Annotated in this window: 16 protein-coding genes; 7 read left to right on the forward strand and 9 right to left on the reverse strand. The window is 60.7% G+C overall.

All coding sequences use genetic code 11. From position 1 onward, the window contains the following. The first annotated feature begins 20 nt into the window (after positions 1-20). Positions 21-998, forward strand: coding sequence for an NADPH:quinone oxidoreductase family protein (locus ACIP8I_RS10500; protein WP_115985873.1), 978 nt, complete (start codon positions 21-23; stop codon positions 996-998). An 82-nt stretch (positions 999-1,080) separates the two neighbouring features. Here the strand turns inward: ACIP8I_RS10500 and ACIP8I_RS10505 are convergent, their stop codons facing one another. Next, positions 1,081-1,695, reverse strand: coding sequence for an energy transducer TonB (locus tag ACIP8I_RS10505; RefSeq protein WP_400760808.1), 615 nt, complete (start codon positions 1,693-1,695; stop codon positions 1,081-1,083). A gap of 178 nt (positions 1,696-1,873) precedes the next feature. Beyond that, positions 1,874-2,503, reverse strand: a complete 630-nt coding sequence (locus ACIP8I_RS10510; protein WP_367086148.1) for a flagellar basal body-associated protein FliL — start codon at positions 2,501-2,503, stop codon at positions 1,874-1,876. A gap of 225 nt (positions 2,504-2,728) precedes the next feature. Between ACIP8I_RS10510 and glpT the strand changes: the two genes are divergently transcribed. Beyond that, a complete protein-coding gene (glpT, locus tag ACIP8I_RS10515) occupies positions 2,729-4,078 on the forward strand; it encodes a glycerol-3-phosphate transporter (protein ID WP_003229323.1) in 1,350 nt (449 codons plus the stop codon). Here the strand turns inward: glpT and ACIP8I_RS10520 are convergent. Beyond that, the gene (locus ACIP8I_RS10520) at positions 4,054-4,722 is read right to left on the reverse strand and encodes a gamma-glutamylcyclotransferase (protein WP_400760811.1); all 669 of its coding nucleotides are present in this window, start codon (positions 4,720-4,722) and stop codon (positions 4,054-4,056) included. The two genes, glpT and ACIP8I_RS10520, sit on opposite strands and share 25 nt — an antisense overlap. A gap of 354 nt (positions 4,723-5,076) precedes the next feature. Between ACIP8I_RS10520 and ACIP8I_RS10525 the strand changes: the two genes are divergently transcribed. Further along, the gene (locus ACIP8I_RS10525) at positions 5,077-5,550 is read left to right on the forward strand and encodes a sn-glycerol-3-phosphate transporter (RefSeq protein ID WP_400760813.1); all 474 of its coding nucleotides are present in this window, start codon (positions 5,077-5,079) and stop codon (positions 5,548-5,550) included. A gap of 50 nt (positions 5,551-5,600) precedes the next feature. Here the strand turns inward: ACIP8I_RS10525 and ACIP8I_RS10530 are convergent, their stop codons facing one another. From ACIP8I_RS10530 to ACIP8I_RS10555, 6 genes are all read right to left on the reverse strand, one after another. Continuing rightward, positions 5,601-6,569: a CDP-6-deoxy-delta-3,4-glucoseen reductase gene (locus ACIP8I_RS10530; protein WP_329697061.1), complete on the reverse strand. Its 969-nt coding sequence runs from the start codon at positions 6,567-6,569 to the stop codon at positions 5,601-5,603. Then, on the reverse strand, positions 6,569-8,035 hold the full coding sequence (gene ubiD, locus ACIP8I_RS10535; RefSeq protein WP_003229330.1) for a 4-hydroxy-3-polyprenylbenzoate decarboxylase: 1,467 nt from the start codon (positions 8,033-8,035) through the stop codon (positions 6,569-6,571). Before ubiD ends, ACIP8I_RS10530 begins: the two co-directional genes overlap by 1 nt. A 69-nt stretch (positions 8,036-8,104) precedes the next feature. Further along, positions 8,105-10,105 carry an acyltransferase family protein gene (locus ACIP8I_RS10540; protein WP_400760817.1) on the reverse strand — a complete coding sequence of 667 codons (2,001 nt, stop codon included), beginning with the start codon at positions 10,103-10,105 and terminating at the stop codon, positions 8,105-8,107. A gap of 195 nt (positions 10,106-10,300) precedes the next feature. Next, positions 10,301-11,560 carry a transcription termination factor Rho gene (gene rho, locus ACIP8I_RS10545; protein ID WP_003229334.1) on the reverse strand — a complete coding sequence of 420 codons (1,260 nt, stop codon included), beginning with the start codon at positions 11,558-11,560 and terminating at the stop codon, positions 10,301-10,303. Between the two features lie 248 nt (positions 11,561-11,808). Beyond that, entirely contained in the window at positions 11,809-12,138 is a 330-nt protein-coding gene (gene trxA, locus ACIP8I_RS10550; protein WP_003206727.1) for a thioredoxin TrxA, read from the reverse strand. Between the two features lie 120 nt (positions 12,139-12,258). Further along, the gene (locus ACIP8I_RS10555; RefSeq protein ID WP_400760818.1) at positions 12,259-12,966 is read right to left on the reverse strand and encodes a FadR/GntR family transcriptional regulator; all 708 of its coding nucleotides are present in this window, start codon (positions 12,964-12,966) and stop codon (positions 12,259-12,261) included. A 256-nt stretch (positions 12,967-13,222) separates the two neighbouring features. Between ACIP8I_RS10555 and ACIP8I_RS10560 the strand changes: the two genes are divergently transcribed. From ACIP8I_RS10560 to ACIP8I_RS10575, 4 genes are read left to right on the forward strand one after another with little or no spacing between them, the layout of a single operon-like run. Continuing rightward, on the forward strand, positions 13,223-14,008 hold the full coding sequence (locus ACIP8I_RS10560) for a transporter substrate-binding domain-containing protein (RefSeq protein WP_400760820.1): 786 nt from the start codon (positions 13,223-13,225) through the stop codon (positions 14,006-14,008). 22 nt (positions 14,009-14,030) lie between these two features. Further along, positions 14,031-14,699, forward strand: coding sequence for an amino acid ABC transporter permease (locus ACIP8I_RS10565; RefSeq protein ID WP_400760822.1), 669 nt, complete (start codon positions 14,031-14,033; stop codon positions 14,697-14,699). Beyond that, on the forward strand, positions 14,696-15,346 hold the full coding sequence (locus ACIP8I_RS10570; protein ID WP_400760824.1) for an amino acid ABC transporter permease: 651 nt from the start codon (positions 14,696-14,698) through the stop codon (positions 15,344-15,346). Before ACIP8I_RS10565 ends, ACIP8I_RS10570 begins: the two co-directional genes overlap by 4 nt. Then, positions 15,333-16,070 carry an amino acid ABC transporter ATP-binding protein gene (locus ACIP8I_RS10575; RefSeq protein WP_400760826.1) on the forward strand — a complete coding sequence of 246 codons (738 nt, stop codon included), beginning with the start codon at positions 15,333-15,335 and terminating at the stop codon, positions 16,068-16,070. The genes ACIP8I_RS10570 and ACIP8I_RS10575 overlap by 14 nt, the downstream gene beginning before the upstream one ends. Positions 16,071-16,262 lie beyond the last annotated feature (192 nt).

A 16,262-nucleotide genomic window follows, 5' to 3' on the forward strand; every position in this document is an offset into this window, starting at 1 on the left:
CTCCCAAAGGAATAGCCCTGATGAAAGCCGTGCTGTGCAAAGCCTTCGGCCCTGCCGAATCGCTGGTGCTGGAAGACGTCGCCAGTCCTGTCGCGAAGAAGAACGAAATCCTCCTGGAGGTGCACGCCGCCGGGGTCAACTTCCCGGACACGCTGATCATCGAGGGCAAATACCAGTTCAAGCCGCCCTTCCCGTTTTCGCCGGGGGGCGAAGCGGCCGGCGTGGTCAGCGCCGTCGGTGAGAAAGTCAGCCATCTGAAAGTCGGCGACCGGGTCATGGCCCTGACCGGCTGGGGCAGCTTCGCCGAACAGGTCGCGGTGCCGGGCTACAACGTACTGCCGATCCCGCCGTCGATGGACTTCAACACCGCCGCCGCGTTCAGCATGACCTACGGCACTTCGATGCACGCCCTCAAACAACGGGCCAATCTGCAACCGGGCGAGACCTTGCTGGTGCTCGGCGCTTCCGGCGGTGTCGGCCTGGCGGCGGTGGAAATCGGCAAGGCCATGGGTGCCCGGGTCATCGCCGCCGCCAGCAGCGCGGAAAAACTCGCCGTGGCCAAGGCCGCCGGCGCCGATGAACTGATCAACTACAGCGAAACCAGCCTCAAGGATGAAATCAAACGCCTCACCGACGGCCAGGGCGCCGACGTGATCTACGACCCGGTCGGCGGCGACCTGTTTGACCAGGCCATCCGCGCCATCGCCTGGAACGGACGGCTGCTGGTGGTCGGCTTCGCCAGCGGACGCATTCCCGAACTGCCGGTCAACCTCGCGCTGCTCAAGGGCGCAGCGGTACTCGGCGTATTCTGGGGCTCCTTCGCCCAGCGCCAGCCGCAGGACAACGCGGCGAACTTCCAGCAGTTGTTCGGCTGGTTCGCCGAGGGCAAGTTGAAACCGCTGGTGTCGCAGGTGTACCCACTGAGCAATGCGGCGCAGGCAATCAATGATCTGGGGCAGCGCAAGGCGGTGGGCAAGGTGGTGGTGCAGGTGCGCTGAGTTTTTTCAGGCCGGTGACTCTCGGCGCCGGCCTGATCCGCGCCAGGCAGCAACGCAGTGTCACTTTCGGCGGCGCTGGTTTTCAAAGCAACTCACGAACCTCTCCCGGCAGAAAACTCATGTATCTACGCATAGGGGCTTCCCGGCAGCCTCTGACGATCATCGGTACGCGTCGGTTCATCCTGGCGATTATTGCCAGACGTTGTTCATCGGCCATCTGACTCTTGTGGATCACGTTCGAAACGTAAGCACGGGTGTAATTAAACACTTCTGCGTCGACCCAGGCGTGCTCAGGCATGTTCCTGAAACCGTCATTGATGACCCGACACTTTACTGACTTCAGCCACTGGTTGATGTCGATCGGCTGATCCCTGGCCAATCGAAAGAGCATCGGCGCCACGACAGACTGCTGCGCAGGCCGACCGTCCTCAACCGTCCAAGGTCTGAAGCGCCACTGTGTTATTGCGTCTTTGACCGCCTCAGCCAGATCGGGATGATCACTTCGCACAATGTCGATCGCGCTGACCGAACCATCGGCCTTGACCATGAAGCTGACCCTGACCTCGCCTTCGACCCCAGCCCTGGACAACATCTTTGGGTAAATCGGCCGGGGATTGTTTTCAGGTATGAGTAACCCTTCTGCCGCCAGTGCAAGACTGAAGATCGTCAATAAAAGCCCCGCAAAAAACCACCGCATGATCGCGCCCCTTCCCGAGTGAGATGCCTTATCCGGCAACAGCACAAAGGTTACGGAGCGCGCCCTTTTAACTGAATGGCGCAGCTTCGCTTTTGGATGCAGGACATTTCCTGATCCCGACGGGAAATCTGACGAAACCGTTGGGCAAATGGGAGTAGGTACATTTTCTGACGGACGTTTAGCCGCCGCTCGGCCCGGCCGAGTCACCTGGCAACAGGTGCTCCTGCACCTTCAGGCTGCGGGACGGAATCAACCGTCCCTTGTCATCGAAGCGCAGGACGATCAGCCAGTCGAAGACCTCATCCGGCCATTTTTCCTGGCCCATCAGCGCCGTGGGGTCGCCGCCAAAGGCTTTGAGCAGTTTATTGATATGGCCGTGATGCCAGGCGATCAGCACCGTCTGCGCCTGATTGCTCTTGCGCAACAGTTTGACCAGTTGATGCAGGTCGCCATTGACGTAGGGCTGCTCGATCACAAGGTTCAGGCGCTGGGCCAGCGGGGTCAGGGTCAGGCGTGAGCGCGAACTCTCCGGGGTGTCGCCAGCAGCGATCAAACGCTGCGGGACCAGTGCCTGGCCGTCGACCTGCAGCGGATTGAAATAGTCGACATAGGCAGCGGCGCGCTGTTCGCCTCGGGCATTGAGCACCGATCCCGTATCCGGTTTTTCCGCATGTCGAATGATCAGCACCGTGGCATTGCGCAGACCGGAATGGGCGGGATGATCGGTGACAATCAATGTCAGCAACACGACGGCAAGTCCCGCTGCCACCAAAAATCTCGGCACCAACATGCGAACCTTCAGTGACATTGCTTATCTCGGCTGATCAATCGGCTGGACGGGCCGCGAGTCTAAGTCACTCCATGTTCATAAGTGGTGAAAACGCCCTGTTCTTACAGCTGAGCGACAGGTTCGTAAAAGAACGCGCGAATTCCAACATTTCCACTGTTTTGCCAATGCGAACTGGTGCTATTTTCGGTAACGAAACTGTAACATTCGCATCCGCAGTCAAAACAAGAAATCTGGAGCTCTTGAATGTTTGCTTTCTTTCGTCCTGCCGCACATCAGGCTCCATTGCCTGAAGAAAAAATAGACAGCACTTACCGACGCCTGCGCTGGCAGATCTTCGCCGGTATCTTCTTTGGCTACGCGGGTTATTACCTGCTGCGCAAAAACTTCTCGCTGGCCATGCCGTACCTGATCGACGAAGGCTACAGCCGTGGCGATCTGGGTCTGGCGATGTCGGCCATCGCCATAGCCTACGGCCTGTCCAAGTTCCTGATGGGCCTGGTGTCCGACCGTTCCAACCCGCGCTACTTCCTGCCATTCGGCCTGCTGGTGTCGGCCGGGGTGATGTTCATTTTCGGTTTCGCGCCATGGGCAACGTCCAGCGTGACCATGATGTTCATCCTGCTGTTCATCAACGGCTGGGCCCAGGGCATGGGCTGGCCGCCGAGCGGACGCACCATGGTGCACTGGTGGTCGCAGAAGGAACGTGGCGGCGTGGTCTCGGTGTGGAACGTGGCGCATAACGTCGGCGGCGGCCTTATCGGCCCGCTGTTCCTGATCGGCATGGGCCTGTTCAATGACTGGCACGCAGCCTTCTACGTTCCGGCAGCGGTGGCGCTGGGCGTGGCGGTGTTTGCCTTCATCACCATGCGCGACACCCCGCAATCGGTCGGCCTGCCGCCGATCGAAAAGTACAAGAACGACTACCCGGAAGGCTACGACGCCAGCCACGAAGACGAATTCAGTGCCAAGGAAATCTTCGTCAAATACGTGCTGCGCAACAAAATGCTCTGGTACATCGCCATGGCCAACGTCTTCGTCTACCTGCTGCGTTACGGCGTACTGGACTGGGCACCGACCTACCTCAAAGAAGCCAAGCACTTCGACGTCGACAAGACTTCGTGGGCCTACTTCTTCTACGAATGGGCGGGCATCCCGGGCACGCTGCTGTGCGGCTGGATGTCGGACAAGATCTTCCGTGGCAACCGTGGCCTGACCGGCATGGTGTTCATGGCGCTGGTGACCGTGGCGACCCTGGTTTATTGGCTGAACCCGGCCGGCAACCCGACCGTGGACATGATCGCGCTGTTCTCCATCGGCTTCCTGATCTACGGCCCGGTGATGCTGATCGGTCTGCAGGCGCTGGAACTGGCACCGAAGAAAGCCGCCGGTACGGCAGCGGGCTTCACCGGTCTGTTCGGCTATCTGGGTGGTTCGGTCGCGGCAAGTGCGGCGATGGGCTACACCGTTGACCACTTCGGCTGGGACGGTGGTTTCGTGCTGCTGGTGGGCGCTTGCCTGCTGTCGATGGCCTTCCTGGCGCCGACGCTATGGCACAAACAAGTCGCCAGTCAGAGTCGTGAAGCCGTCGCCTGATCGGCTTTTGACTGACAGCGCTTGAGCCGCGCCTCCAGATTTCGATCCGGCATGGCGTGGCTGCGCAGGGCGTGGGCGGTCTGCTCGACATAATCGCGAGTGGTGCCGTAGCGCCCGCAAGCGCTTTCAAACACCTGGCTCAGCACATGATCCGGCAGGTTGCCGGCGTAGCTGGGCAGGTGTCGCTCCAGAACAAACCCTAGCGCCTGAACCTGACTGCCATCTTCGAGTCGGCAGTTGAGCCAGTGCGGGCGATAGGACGGAAACGGCATCTCGCGTTTCCACAGCGCGTACAACGCACTGTCGAGATTCTCTTCCGGCAGCCGATAGGCGAAGCCGCTGCACGAACCGCCGCGATCCAGACCAAATACCAGCCCGGGCATTTCCGGCGTCCCGCGGTGCTCGTGTGACCACAGGTACAAGCCACGATGATAGCCATGCACCCGCCCGCGCACCCGCTCCACCGCCGTGCACTCCGGACGCCAGATCAGCGAACCGTAGGCGAACAGCCACACCGGCCCGCCCTTGTGGCGCGCCATGGTCGATTGCATCGAGACGAGAAGTTGTTCGTGGGTCAGCTGCGGCCCCAGATCGAGCCGCGGAGGATAAGCCAGATTCACAAAAGCAGATTCAATGGCTGTCATGACGGAAGTGTTCGGCCCCGCAAGTATTACAAGATGTAAGCACAATTCGCTTGATAGAACATATAGCAGTAACTGTAAAACGAAAAGTGCTAAAGGATGTATGACCTGCCCGATAGCGTTAATTGGGGATTATCAGCCCCTGCCATGCGGTTTTATATAGCCTAATACCATTGCAGAAATATCTTAAATACCCGAATGAAATATGCATAAGCCTTCGCTCGTTCAGGTTTCGTTCATGAAGGCGCGGGAAACTTCCTACTAAAATATCGGACTTTCTTTCTTCTCCGTCGCTGAACGCCTACGTATAACGGCCTTCCTCTGGCGCAAGCCATTCCGTTTAACCGAGGCTGCACAATGAAAATCCCAAGACTTCTGGCCGCATTGCTGATGACTCAGGCCGGCCATGCATTGGCCGAGGACGATGCACAGGACAAAGGCTTCTGGTATGCCCAGACCAGCGTCTACACCCGACATTATTCGCCTGACCCCGAACACAATAATCATCAGGACCTGATCGGCATCGAACGTAATCAGGCTTCCGGCTGGGTATTTGGCGGGGCAACTTTCCGCAATTCGTTTCGTCAGCGCTCGAACTATGCCTATGTCGGCAAGCGCTATGACAGCAACGAGTACCCGCTGTATCTGAAAGTCACCGGTGGGCTGTTGCAGGGTTATCGCGGTGACTACAAGGACAAGATCCCGTTGAACCGCTACGGCGTTGCGCCGGTGATCATCCCTTCTGTAGGTACTCACTATGGCCCGTTGGCTGCCGAGTTGGTATTTCTCGGCGCCAACGCGGCGATGGTGACCAGCGGCGTACGTTTCTAGGGGCGGGACTCAAACGCACGGCTCAATTCGTGCGGCTCAATTCGCGCGGGTCAAGACCGAGGCGCATACGCAAATACATCAGCGCGCATCTGGTGCGCATCCATGCCGGCTTCCACCAGCGCATCCAGCGTGCCATAGACCATCGCCGGCGAGCCGCTGGCGTAGACGTGCAGGGACTTCAGATCCGGGAAGTCTTCGCACACGGCCTGGTGCAACATCCCGCAGCGCCCTTCCCAACCGCACTGGTCGCTGACGACTTTGTGCAGGAACAGGTTGGGCAGCTTCAGCCATTCGTCCCAATGCTCGATCTGGTAGAAGTCTTCCGGACGGCGCACGCCCCAGTACAGATGCACCGGGTGTTTGAAACCGTTGGCGCGGCAGTGTTCGATCAGGCTGTGGATCTGGCCCATGCCGGTGCCCGCGGCGATCAGCACCAGCGGACCGTCGGGCAGTTCGGCAAGGTGCGTGTCGCCGAACGGCAGTTCGACGCGCACCAACGGGTTGCGTTGCAGTTGCTCGATCAGGCTCAGCGCACTGGCTTCGCGGGCCAGTACGTGGATTTCCAGATCGCGCCCGCCATGCGGCGCCGAGGCCATGGAGAACGCCGATTTTTCGCCGTTCTCGCGCTCGATCATCAGGTATTGCCCGGCGTGATAACGCGGCGGCTTGCCGGCCGGCGCCCGCAGGCGCACGCGCCAGGTGTCGCCGCCGACATCCCGGCATTCGATGACCTGACACGACAGGCTGCGCACCGGCAGTTCTCCCAGCGCGAGCACGCCATCCCACAACAGGACGCAGTCTTCCAGCGGCTCGGCTATGCAAGTGTAGAACTCGCCGTGGTCGTGCACCTTGCCGGCCTGTTCGACCCGGCCTTCCACCAGCAGCGCCGCACACACGTGGCAATTGCCATTGCGACAGCTTTGCGGGCATTCGTAGCCCAGGCGCCGCGCACCATCGAGAATCCGCTCGCCGGGCCGTATCTCGAGCACCGCTCCGGAGGGCTGCAGGGTTACACGCATCAATCTATTCCTAACTGATTCCAGATGGCATCGATCCGTTGGGTAACGGCGTCGTCCTTGACGATCACGCGGCCCCACTCGCGAGTGGTTTCGCCCGGCCATTTGTGGGTGGCGTCCAAGCCCATTTTCGAGCCCAGGCCGGAGACCGGCGAGGCGAAGTCGAGGTAGTCGATCGGCGTGTTGTCGATCATCACCGTGTCGCGCTTGGGGTCCATGCGCGTGGTGATGGCCCAGATCACGTCGTTCCAGTCCCGGGCGTTGATATCGTCGTCAGTGACGATAACGAACTTGGTGTACATGAACTGTCGCAAAAACGACCAGACACCGAGCATCACGCGCTTGGCATGCCCCGGATACGACTTCTTCATCGTCACCACGGCCATGCGGTACGAGCAGCCTTCCGGCGGCAGGTAGAAGTCGGTGATCTCCGGGAACTGCTTCTGCAGGATCGGCACGAACACTTCGTTCAGCGCCACGCCGAGAATTGCCGGTTCATCCGGCGGACGGCCGGTGTAGGTGCTGTGGTAAATCGGCTTGATCCGGTGGGTGATGCGTTCGACGGTGAACACCGGGAAGCTGTCGACTTCGTTGTAGTAACCGGTGTGGTCGCCGTACGGGCCTTCGTCGGCCATCTCGCCCGGATGGATCACGCCTTCGAGGATGATCTCGGCAGTGGCCGGCACTTGCAGATCGTTGCCCCGGCACTTGACCAGCTCGGTACGGTTACCGCGCAGCAGACCGGCGAAAGCGTATTCGGAAAGGCTGTCCGGCACCGGCGTCACGGCACCGAGGATGGTCGCCGGATCGGCGCCCAGCGCCACAGAGACCGGGAACGGCTGGCCCGGGTGCTTCTCGCACCACTCGCGGAAGTCCAACGCACCGCCACGGTGGCTGAGCCAGCGCATGATCACCTTGTTGCGGCCGATCACTTGCTGACGGTAGATACCGAGGTTCTGGCGGTCCTTGTTCGGGCCTTTGGTGACAGTCAGGCCCCAGGTGATCAGCGGGCCGACGTCGCCAGGCCAGCAGGTCTGCACCGGCAGCATCGCCAGGTCGACGTCGTCGCCTTCGATGACCACTTCCTGGCACACCGCGTCTTTGACGACTTTGGGCGCCATCGAGATGATCTTGCGGAAGATCGGCAGCTTCGACCACGCATCCTTCAAGCCCTTCGGCGGCTCCGGCTCCTTGAGAAAGGCCAGCAGCTTGCCGATCTCGCGCAGCTCGCTGACCGACTCGGCGCCCATGCCCATGGCCACCCGCTCGGGGGTGCCGAACAGGTTGCCGAGTACCGGGATGTCGTAACCGGTCGGCTTCTCGAACAGCAGCGCCGGGCCCTTGGCCCGCAGCGTACGGTCGCACACCTCGGTCATTTCCAGCACCGGCGAGACGGGAATCTGGATGCGTTTCAACTCTCCGCGCTGCTCAAGCTGCTGCACGAAATCCCGAAGATCCTTGAATTTCATTGACGATGGCACCCTCAAAATAGGCGTACATCCTACCTGCTATGCAGCCCTGTGGCAGCCTGTCGCTGCTTACTTGGCTGCATTCGTCTGCGCTTTGCCAAGGTTTTCCCGGCCTTGCAGGCCGATAAACAGCGGCTCAAGGATCGGCGCCACAAACCGCGCACCGACTTCGGACAGGTGATTGTCATCGGTGTACAGCGAATACCCACCGAGTTCGGCGTGACACAGGCCGTTTTCATCACACAGTCGCGGCGCCGGATCGACCACGCGCACTGCCGGATCATTCTGCGCCAACTGCGCGAACAACTGACTGATGAACACCTGACGCTTGTGGTGCGCCTCAACGGCCAGACCGACGTCATCCACCGGACGATCAAGCATCGCCAGCCGCGTCAGCCGATACGGCGGGCTGAACGCCTGCAACGGTGCCTCTTTTACCAGCCATACGCGATGCCCGGCCGCCCGCAATTGTGTGACCCGCGCATGCAGCCCCTCGGCAAAGCGCCGCTCGGCATCGGCACGATCATAGCGGCCATCGGGCGTTCGCAGCACATGGCCCAGATCGCCCTTGGCGTCACCGTACAAATACAGACTCCAACGCGCGACCAGCACCACATCGCTGATCGCCTGGGTTTTCAGCCCCTGTTCGACCCGCTTGTTGAAGCGCGCACAGACACCGTCATGCTCCAGCCCGTCGACCGGAATACAACCCGGAGAACTGGCCAGAATCACGCTGACACCGTGGGCTTTGGCACCGTCATCGAACACCGGGATCAGCGCCGTGGCATGGCTGTCGCCCCAGACCAGCGCGCGGGTCGGCAGATCCTTCACGCCGTAATGGCAGAACAGCTTGTCGTCAGGGGTCTTGTCATCCGCCAGACACGCCATCAGCTCCGGCCGCCACTCGCGGCCCTTGGCGTATTGCAGCGCCTGCTCGGACAAGCGCCATGGCAGGCCATCGGTCCAGCGCAGCGATTGCCCGGCCAGACCAAGCAGCATAATCCCGCAGAAACCGGCCAGCAGAATCTGCCGCCGCCCGGCGAGCAAGCGCCGTTCACGAAACGGCGTTTCGACGAACTTCCACGACAGATACCCCAGCACCAGGGTCAGCAGAATCAGTCCGGCCGTGTCGAGTGCGCCCGGTTCATCGACACTGGCGTAGCTGGAGAACACGAATACCGGCCAGTGCCACAAGTACCAGGAATAGGAGATCAGCCCGAGGCCGACCATCACCCGGCTGCTCAACAATTGACCAACCAGCGTTTCGCGATGACCGTTGGCCAGAATCAGCAGCACCACGCCCAGCACCGGCAGCAACGCGGTGACACCCGGGAACGGCGTCGACTTGTCATAGGCAAACACCGCCAGCAGGATCAACCCCATGCCGAGCAGGCTCAAGGCCTGGGCGGCCAGCGGTTTCAAGCGCCAGGCGTGTTTCGGCGCAATCGCCAGCATCGCCCCGGCGAGCAACTCCCAGGCGCGCATCGGCAGCAGGAAGAAAGCCTTTTCCGGATGATGCTGGATCGCCCACACACTTAGAACGAACGACACCAGCAGCACGCCGAACAGCGCCAGCCGCCAGTGTTTCAGGCGACTCGAGAGCAACGTCAGCAGCAGCGGGAAGAAGATGTAGAACTGCTCCTCCACCGCCAGTGACCAGGTGTGCAGCAGCGGTTTGAGGTCAGAGGCGACGTCGAAGTAGCCGTCCTGGCGCATGAACAGGATGTTTGAGACGAACGTCACCTGATAGCGCACCGAGCGCCCGAGCTCTTCATAGTCTTTGGGCGCCAGCAGGAACCAGCCCACCGCCAGCACCGCAATGATCATCGCGAACAGCGCCGGCAGAATCCGCCGCGCGCGCCGTGCCCAGAACTCGACAAAGCTGAAACGCCCGGCCTGCCGCTGGTTCCAGATGATCGAGGTGATGAGGTAGCCGGAAATCACGAAGAACACGTCCACGCCGACAAAACCGCCGGTAAACCCCGGGACGCCAAAGTGGAACAGCACCACGGCGATCACTGCGACTGCGCGCAGGCCGTCGATATCCCTTCGATAAGCGAGTGTGCTCATAAAATCTTTAATGCCAATCAGATGGTTGTTTTTTGTACAGCTCGAGCGTGAATCAAAGAGGCTCCGAGCACTGTTTGTTGAGTTGCCCGATCACAGACCTTACCAGATCGGGAACCTCCCATAATCCGGACAAAATTCAGGCAAAAAAAGGGCGCCCCGCAAGGGGCGCCCTTTTTATCGGTGCAACCGGCGATGTTACTTGCGCTTCATCGACAGGAAGAACTCGTCGTTGGTCTTGGTCGTTTTCAGCTTGTCGACCAGGAACTCGATGGCAGCCACTTCGTCCATCGGGTGCAGCAGCTTGCGCAGAATCCACATGCGCTGCAGTTCGTCGTCGGCAGTCAGCAACTCTTCGCGGCGGGTGCCGGAACGGTTGATGTTGATCGCAGGGAACACACGCTTCTCGGCGATCTTGCGATCCAGCGGCAGTTCCATGTTGCCGGTACCCTTGAACTCTTCGTAGATCACTTCGTCCATCTTCGAGCCGGTTTCAACCAGCGCGGTGGCGATGATGGTCAACGAGCCGCCTTCTTCGATGTTGCGCGCCGCACCGAAGAAACGCTTCGGTTTCTCCAGGGCGTGAGCATCGACACCACCGGTCAGCACCTTGCCGGAGCTCGGAATCACGGTGTTGTAGGCACGGGCCAGACGGGTGATGGAGTCGAGCAGAATCACCACGTCCTTCTTGTGTTCGACCAGGCGCTTGGCCTTCTCGATCACCATTTCGGCAACCTGCACGTGACGGGTCGGCGGCTCGTCGAAGGTCGAGGCAACCACTTCGCCGCGCACGGTGCGCTGCATTTCGGTCACTTCTTCCGGACGTTCGTCGATCAACAGCACGATCAGGTGAACTTCAGGATTGTTACGTGCGATGTTCGCGGCGATGTTCTGCAGCATGATCGTTTTACCGGCTTTCGGCGGTGCAACGATCAGGCCACGCTGGCCTTTGCCGATCGGGGCGCACAGGTCGATCACTCGACCGGTCAGGTCTTCGGTGGAACCGTTACCGGCTTCCATCTTCATGCGCACGGTCGGGAACAGCGGGGTCAGGTTCTCGAAGAGAATCTTGTTCTTCGCGTTCTCCGGACGATCGAAGTTGATCGTGTCGACCTTGAGCAGAGCGAAGTAACGCTCGCCTTCCTTCGGAGGGCGGATCTTGCCAACGATGGTGTCACCGGTGCGCAAGTTGAAACGACGGATCTGGCTCGGCGAGACGTAGATATCGTCCGGGCCGGCCAGGTAGGAAGCGTCAGCGGAGCGCAGGAAGCCGAAGCCGTCCTGGAGAATCTCCAGCACGCCATCACCGGAGATTTCCTCGCCGCTTTTCGCGTGCTTTTTCAGCAGGGAGAAAATCACGTCCTGCTTGCGCGAACGGGCCATATTTTCTATGCCCATCTGTTCGGCCAATTCGAGCAGTTCGGTAATCGGCTTTTGCTTGAGTTCAGTCAGATTCATATAGGAATGACGTAATCATTTATGGAGGGGGGGAAATTAAGCTTTTGGCTTAATGAGGCCGCGCCGCGGAGAAGGCGACAGGATCGCGAACTTGTTCGAAAAGGAGTGCGTCGGCGACGGCTAGCAGGGGGCAGTGGAGAAACCAGTGCGGGGCCGAATGTACCACCTGAGTTTCGGAGCGTCTAGCCCTGAATACGCAAAAAGCCCCGCAAATTGCGAGGCTTTTTTTCGGCGATTTACTGCGACGCTTAGATGTTGGCGTCGAGGAAAGCAGCCAGTTGCGACTTCGACAGGGCGCCGACTTTGGTCGCTTCAACGTTGCCGTTCTTGAACAGCATCAGCGTCGGGATACCACGCACGCCGTGCTTGGCCGGGGTTTCCTGGTTTTCGTCGATGTTCAGTTTGGCAACGGTCAGCTTGCCTTTGTAAGTCTCGGCAATCTCGTCCAGAACCGGAGCGATCATTTTGCAAGGGCCGCACCATTCAGCCCAGTAGTCGACCAGTACAGCGCCTTCGGCCTTGAGTACGTCGGCTTCGAAGCTGGCGTCGCTAACGTGTTTGATAAGATCGCTGCTCATGGAATTCTCCAGGTTGTAAGCAAAAAAACGTGGCCCATCATAGCCGCCCTTCCCTTGTTCAGGAAGCCGCAGTTGATTGAGTCTTGCTATGGCACTCGATGAGTTTGGGTATAGCCCAAGTCACGCCGTGGCAGGGGCAATGAAGGAAATTCCGGTGCGCAGGGCGGCGTTGCGCACGTGTTCCTGCATGGCCTTCTGGGCCGCAGCGGATGCCCGGCGCGCCAGCGCACGAAGGATCTTGCGGTGCTCCTGCCAGGTTTCCATCGCCCGCTCGGCGCGGATGAACGGTAGCTTCTGGCTCTCCAGAAAGATCTCGGCGCTGGCGGTGAGGATGCTCAGCATCGCCTGATTGCCGCTGGCCAGCAGGATGCGCCGGTGGAATTCGAAGTCGAGTTTCGCCGCCGCCTCGAAATCGCCGGCCTTCAATTGCTCGCGCATCGCCGCGACGTTGTCCTCCAGCGCATCCAGGTCGAACGTGCTCAGGGTCACCGCTGCCAGCCCGGCGGCAAAACCCTCCAGCGCATAGCGCAACTGAAAGATGTCCAGCGGCGAAGCCTGCGCCGCAAACGGCCAGCCCGGCGCATTTTCACCGTGGGCAAGTTCCACCGGCGCCTGCACGAATACGCCTTTGCCCGGCTGGATGCTGACCACGCCCAGCGCACTGAGCGACGACAACGCCTCACGCAAAGACGCCCGGCTGACCCCCAGTTGCAGCGCCAGATCCCGTTGCGAGGGCAACGCATCGCCCGCGCCGAAACCTTGCTCGGTGATCAGTTTGCGGATCGCTTGCAGCGCCACTTCGGGTACGGCGCGGGAGATCGAATTCATGGTTTTTCAGACGCGTCAGGCCAAGGTGCGGCTAGTTGTAAAGCTATTCGCCGAGTCCGGCAAGTCATGCCCCAGCGGGGTTCGGTGAACGGGACCGATGCGCTATCGCAGTGCGAAAAACAACCTGACTGTTCAGACCAGTAAGACCGAACAAACCCGCTGAAACCGCGGCCCGCCGCGGCGAAAGCCACGTCTTGGCACGACGCATGCTCTGTCCGATCGCAGAAATCACTTCCCGCCGATCCGGAGATTGTCCATGACCCAGCGTTACAGCGCCCTCCTCACCGCCCTGTTTGCCAGCCTGATGCTGAGCCAGGCCCCCGCCCATGCCGACGGTCTGGGCGACGTGGTCAAACGCGGCACACTGAAAGTCGCCGTGCCTCAGGACTTCCCGCCGTTCGGCTCGGTCGGCCCGGACATGAAACCCCGTGGTCTGGACATCGACACGGCAAAACTGCTGGCCGAGCAACTCAAGGTCAAACTCGAACTGACCCCGGTCAACAGCACCAATCGCATCCCGTTCCTCACCACCGGCAAGGTCGATCTGGTGATCTCCAGCCTGGGCAAGAACCCGGAGCGCGAGAAAGTCATCGACTTCTCCCACGCTTACGCGCCGTTCTATCTCGCGGTGTTCGGCCCGCCTGATGCCGCAATCACGACGCTCGACGACCTCAAGGGCAAAACCGTCAGCGTCACCCGTGGCGCCATCGAAGACATCGAGCTGACCAAGGTCGCCCCCGAAGGCGTGACCATCAAGCGCTTCGAAGACAACAACTCGACCATCGCCGCCTACCTTGCCGGCCAGGTCGACCTGATCGCCAGCGGCAACGTGGTGATGGTGGCGATCAGCGAGAAGAACCCGAAACGCGTACCGGCGCTGAAAGTGAAGCTCAAGGATTCGCCGGTCTACGTCGGCGTGAACAAGAACGAGCCGGCGCTGCTGGGCAAGGTCAACGAGATCCTCGCCACCGCCAAGGCTGATGGCGCGCTGGAGAAAAACTCGCAGACCTGGCTCAAGGAGCCACTGCCGGCCGATCTCTGATCGGGCGCGCGGGAGACAATCGATGGCTTATCAGTTCGATTTCATGCCGGTGCTGCAAAACACCGACCTGCTGCTGCGCGGCGCCCTGTTCACCCTGGAGCTGACGGCCATTGGTGCACTGTTCGGGGTCGGCGTGGGCATCATCGGCGCGCTGGTGCGAGCGTGGAACATCCGCCCGTTCTCGGCACTCTTCGGCGTCTACGTGGAGTTGATCCGCAACACGCCGTTCCTGGTGCAGTTGTTCTTCATCTTCTTCGGCCTGCCGTCGCTCGGGGTGCAGATTTCCGAGTGGCAGGCGGCAGTGCTGGCGATGGTGATCAACCTCGGCGCGTACTCGACCGAGATCATCCGCGCCGGCATCCAGGCGATTCCGCGCGGCCAACTGGAAGCCGCCGCCGCACTGGCGATGAGCCGTTTCGAAGCGTTCCGACACGTGATCCTGCTGCCGGCGCTGGGCAAGGTCTGGCCGGCCCTGAGCAGCCAGATCATCATCGTCATGCTCGGCTCGGCGGTGTGTTCGCAGATCGCCACCGAAGAGTTGAGTTTCGCTGCCAACTTCATTCAGTCGCGCAATTTCCGCGCCTTTGAAACCTATGCGCTGACCACGCTGATCTACCTGTGCATGGCGCTGCTGATCCGCCAGTTGCTGAACTGGGTCGGTCGCCGCTATATCGCAAGGAGCAGCCGATGAGCGACTTCACCTTCTGGGACATCCTGCGCAACCTGCTCACCGGCCTGCAATGGACGCTGGCGCTGTCGCTGGTCGCGTTCATCGGTGGCGGCATTGTCGGGCTGCTGATTCTGATCATGCGCATCTCGAAAAACCCGTTACCGAGCAATATCGCCCGCACCTGGATCGAGCTGTTCCAGGGCACACCGTTGCTGATGCAGCTGTTTCTGGTGTTCTTCGGCGTGGCGCTGGCCGGGATCGAAATCTCGCCGTGGGTGGCGGCGGCGATTGCCCTGACCCTGTTTACCAGCGCTTATCTGGCGGAGATCTGGCGCGGTTGCGTCGAAGCGATCCCGTATGGCCAATGGGAAGCCTCGTCGAGCCTGGCGCTGAATCCGCTGGAGCAGTTGCGCTACGTGATCCTGCCGCAGGCGCTGCGCATCGCCGTGGCGCCGACCGTGGGTTTCTCGGTGCAAGTGGTGAAAGGCACGGCGGTGACCTCGATCATCGGCTTCACCGAGCTGACCAAGACCGGCGGCATGCTCGCCAACGCCACCTTCGAACCGTTCATGGTCTACGGCCTCGTCGCCCTCGGCTACTTCCTGCTCTGCTACCCCTTGTCGCTCAGTGCGCGCTACCTGGAAAGGAGACTGCATGCCTCTGCTTAGAATTTCCGCCCTGCATAAATACTACGGCGACCACCACGTGCTCAAAGGCATCGACCTGAGCGTCGAGGAAGGCCAGGTGGTGGCGATCATCGGCCGCAGCGGCTCGGGTAAATCGACCCTGCTGCGCACCCTCAACGGCCTGGAGTCGATCAACGACGGAGTAATCGAAGTCGATGGCGAATACCTCGACGCCGCCCGCGCCGACCTGCGCAGCCTGCGGCAGAAAGTCGGCATGGTGTTCCAGCAGTTCAACCTGTTCCCGCACCTGACCGTGGGCGAGAACGTGATGCTCGCGCCGCAAGTGGTGCAGAAAGTATCGAAGGCCAAGGCGGCCGAACTGGCGCGCAAGATGTTGGAACGCGTCGGGCTGGGGGAGAAGTTCGATGCCTTCCCGGATCGACTTTCCGGTGGGCAGCAACAGCGGGTGGCGATTGCCCGGGCGCTGGCGATGTCGCCGAAAGTGCTGCTGTGCGACGAAATCACCTCGGCGCTGGACCCGGAACTGGTCAATGAAGTGCTGGCCGTGGTGCGCCAACTGGCCAGGGAAGGCATGACGCTGATCATGGTCACCCACGAAATGCGCTTTGCCCGGGAAGTCGGCGACAAGCTGGTGTTCATGCACCATGGCAAGGTGCATGAAGTGGGGGATCCGAAGGTGTTGTTTGCCAATCCGCAGACGGCGGAGCTGGCGAATTTCATTGGTACCGTCGAAGCCGCCAACTGATCCTGCACATCTTCTGTGGCGAGGGAGCTTGCTCCCGCTCGGCTGCGCAGCAGTCGTGAAACCCGCCGACCGCGATTTACCTGAATCGCAAGGTGAATGGCTTCAGGGCCGCTTCGCTGCCCAGCGGGAGCAAGCTCCCTCGCCACAGAAGCTGTGTTGGATCAAGGGTTTGAGCCATGCGCGTTGGCGTCA

It is taken from the genome of Pseudomonas sp. NPDC088414 (assembly GCF_044753325.1).
Lineage (GTDB): Bacteria > Pseudomonadota > Gammaproteobacteria > Pseudomonadales > Pseudomonadaceae > Aquipseudomonas.